This window comes from Bifidobacterium sp. UBA744, assembly GCA_002298605.1.
Lineage (GTDB): Bacteria > Actinomycetota > Actinomycetes > Actinomycetales > Bifidobacteriaceae > Bifidobacterium.
The window spans coordinates 1-3,791 of sequence record DBKS01000024.1 but is presented as its reverse complement, the minus strand read 5'-3'; the positions used below and the strand labels follow the sequence as shown (position 1 = coordinate 3,791).

Here is a 3,791-nt window from a genome sequence, read left to right as displayed (position 1 = left end):
AGCTGAAGCGCATTCAGGACGGCTCCTTCGCCAAGGAGTTCATGGACGACCAGGCCGCCGGCGCTCCGAAGTTCAAGAAGCTGCAGGAGGAGTACAGCCACCCGCACCTCGAGACCGTTGGCCCGAAGCTGCGCGCCATGTTCTCCTGGAACAACAACGTGGATGCCGACGCCGATATGGCTCAGTCCTTCAACGGCAAGATCGCCCGCACCCAGGTGCAGTGAGCGTCGTCTGGGCGATCGCCTGACGTGATTCCCGTGGGGTTGCGTCGGGGTTGACCCAGTCGATAGGTTTGCAGGCCGTCGCCTTCGATTCGTTCGAGGGCGGCGGCCTTATCGTATGCGCTGTATGCGCCCTCTGTGGTAAGCGCCCGGCTTGCCGCCGCCGTCCGTCCCATGGGTTTTTCGGACGGCTCCTCCCGCAGAACCCCCGTCATATACCCCCTAAGTCTTTGAAGGGGGTATACTTGGCTTACGAGCGATGAGGCTTGGCTGATGCATCGAAGTTGATGCGGATGCCTTGGGAGGAAAGGACCGCCCATGTTGGGAAAGAGATGGGGATCTCGTCTGGTTCGCGCAGGCGTGGCTAAACGTGCTGGCATTCGTTGGAGGAGGCTGCTGGGCACCTTGGTGGTGCTGGCGGTATGTCTGCCGGTGCCCATGAGCTCCGCGTTGGAGCCGGTCGATGCGACGGCGGATGCGGATGCCGAGGCGCAGGGATCGCAGTTGGATCAATCCGGCGAAGCGTATCTGCGCATGTATGCGTCGCGCGCGTCGAAGGCCGTGATGTCGGATTCGTGCCCGGTGGAGGCGTCCTCGTGGAACAGCGCGAATATCGTGGAGAACGGAATCTCCACATATGTGGGCGGCAATCTCTATGGCGGCAGCGGCGGTCTGGGGTCGGACGGATACCCCAGGGAAGCCACCAGCGCGGTCGAATTGGAAGGCCGAACCGTCATCGACGGCAGCGCGATCGGCATCATCGGCAACAAGCCGTACGGCCGGGCCCTCAGCTTGGCCGGCAGCGCATGGGGAGCGGGCAGTACGCCTGATGGCGTTGCGCTGGCCATCGGCGGTGACGTGAAGTCGAAGAACAACAGCTTTAGCTTGAATGGCACGAACCTGACGGCACAGGTCGGTGGCAGCGTCGGCATAGTCGCCGAAACAGGTGGCAAGTGGAGCATGCTCAATGTGAGCGCGAACACGCTGAAGAAGGGGATGGGCAAACAAGAGGCCCTGAGAGGCGTGAACGGTGTGGACTACAACGGTTATGCCTCGAAGATCAAGGAATTGTCGGCAACCTTCTCGGGCACCACGCCCAAGGAGGGCATCGTCTACGACAATGTGTACTTCGCCCAATCGCCCAAGGTGTCCGCGGCGCCGAAGGACAGCGATTTCTGGATCAAGGGCAACGACGGCCCGCTGTCCGGCGCACAGGCCGGACATCCGAGCAACGGCAACGGCAAGTGGTACAACCCGAAAACCGGCGCCTGGCAGCGTGAGACCAAGCTGGATCTCAGCAACGAGGGCATGCTGACGTTCACGGGCGATGGCGACGCGACGCACACCCTGCAGGTGTTCACGGTCGACATGGGCGAAGTGAACAAAGAGGTTGCCAAGAACAACTGGACGGGCGTGAGCATGCGCTTCGAGAACATACCCGAGGGGGCATCCGTGCTGATCAACGTCACCGGTACCGACGACGACGGGGCGGATCTGACGGTTCATGCGGGTTGGCGTCTGTGGTGGAACGGCACGCAGGTCGCCCACCAGTACTTCGAATCCGAGAGCGTCCAGAAGCAGCTGGTGACGGCGGAAAGCTCGATCATGTGGAATTTCGGGCAGCAGCGGGGCAATCTCTTCGTGGGCAACACCGATGGCTGGCGGACCCTCGTGTACAACAAGGCGGTGCCGCCGCAATCGGAGCAGGGCCACGGCGATGTGGAGGCGTCCCTGCCGGGCAGCATCCTCGCCGCCTATGCCACAGACGTCACGATCGCGCAGTCCACGAACGGGCGTCTGCTCGTGGGCGGCAACCTGTGGCTCGAACAGCGCTACGATCAGCTAGCCTATGGCGTGGGCTTGGGCATGGAGCATCACAACTTCACCTGGAAGGGCGTCGCCGAAACTAGCTGCAGGGTGAAGGACACCGGCGTACTGGCGTGGAAGAAGTCGGGTGATGGCGCCGCGTTGCTGTCCGGTTCGGAATGGACGGTTTCAGGCGACGGAACGACGGTTACGGTTGTCGACAATGGCGATAACGACGCCGACGCGCGTCCGGGGTACCTGCAGTTCAAGGATGTGAAGCCTGGTGTTACGTACACGCTGAAGGAGACGAAGGCTCCCGACGGATACCAACTGGATTCGACAGAATACACCGCGAAGGCCATAGCCAATACCATCGTGTGGTTCAACAATGGCAATGGGATCGTCAATATGCGGTACCCGGGTTCGGTGACGTGGCGCAAGGTCGATGCGAGCAACACCTCCAAAGTGCTCGGCGGGTCGGAATGGGTGATCACGGGCACTGACAGGTTCAACAGGATCGACGATATTACAGTGATCGACAAGACCCCTGAGAACAAGGACGACAACGCCGCGCAGTGGGATGACGACGACCGCGAAGGCTATTTCAAAGTCAGCGGCCTGAAGCCCGGCACGTATCAGCTCACCGAAACCAAAGCCCCGCAGGGGTATCAGAAGTTGGACCAGTCCATTGAGTTCACGATCGGCAGCGACGGTTCCTCGACTGAGATATCGCTGAACGGCATTGTGAACAAACAAAGTGAAGGCTGGATTGAATGGATGAAGGTTTCGGAGGGCGAGAGTCGTGGTTTGAGCGGCTCCGAATGGAAGCTGGTGGGCCCCTGCGATCAGGATGCCGGCGGCGGCGCGGACAAGGCATGCCCGGCCGACACTCCGAGCATCAACGTAACAGACTTAGAAAACAACGAGTATGACGGGACTGAAGTCGGCGGATTCAAAGTGACCGGCCTGGCGTGGGGCAAATACACCCTGATCGAAACGAAGGCGCCGGACGGGTTCACGGTAGTGGAACCTCAGACGTTTGTACTGAACAGCCAATCCTGGTGGTGGAAGGCAACCCTTGCCGATCAGTATTCCACTACAGTCTCCTGGAAGAAGGTGGATGGTGATAACGAACCGTTGGCCGGTTCCAAGTGGACTGTGGAAGGCGGGAATACCCCGATAACCGTTGTCGACAATGGCGAGAACGATGTCGATCCTGCTGATGGGCAGGTCACGGTCCGACTGGGCGTTCCATACGGTGGGAGCGAGCGAGTTTATTACCTGACGGAAGCCGAAGCTCCGGAGGGCTATCAGAAAGCAGAAGAGCGGTGGACTATCCGGTGCAAGTTCGATGGCGGGCCGGTATGCAAGTTCGATGATTCAGACAGTTCGTCGCTTGACGTTCCGATAGTCAATAAGCAACAGTCAGGCTCGCTGGTATGGCGGAAGGTCGACGGATCGAAAACCGAGGACGACCAAGACTACGATCTTGCCGGCACGACATGGCATCTGGAGCCGGTTGGCAAGGTGACCGGCGACTCCACGGGTTGGAGCCCCTGCTCGAAGTCGGGCGGCTGCGACATCACGGACAATACCAAGAACAATGGCGAAAACGACAGTGACTCGAGTCCCGGCCGCTTCAAAGTGGAGAACCTCAAGCCGGGCGATTACAAGCTCACGGAATCATCCTCCAGCCTGTACCTCGATTCCGCCAATCCGCCAACCTTCTATGTGACGGTGCATGGCGGTGAGGAAACAAAGGTG

Annotated in this window: 1 protein-coding gene and 1 pseudogene; both read left to right on the top strand. The window is 60.2% G+C overall.

Going from position 1 to position 3,791, the window contains the following annotated elements:
• Positions 1-224: pseudogene (locus B2994_RS02490) on the top strand (ketol-acid reductoisomerase); the annotation flags it as partial.
• A gap of 357 nt (positions 225-581) precedes the next feature.
• Positions 582-3,791: SpaA isopeptide-forming pilin-related protein (locus B2994_RS02485; RefSeq protein ID WP_291526820.1), on the top strand; the 3,210-nt coding region annotated here is incomplete at its 3' end.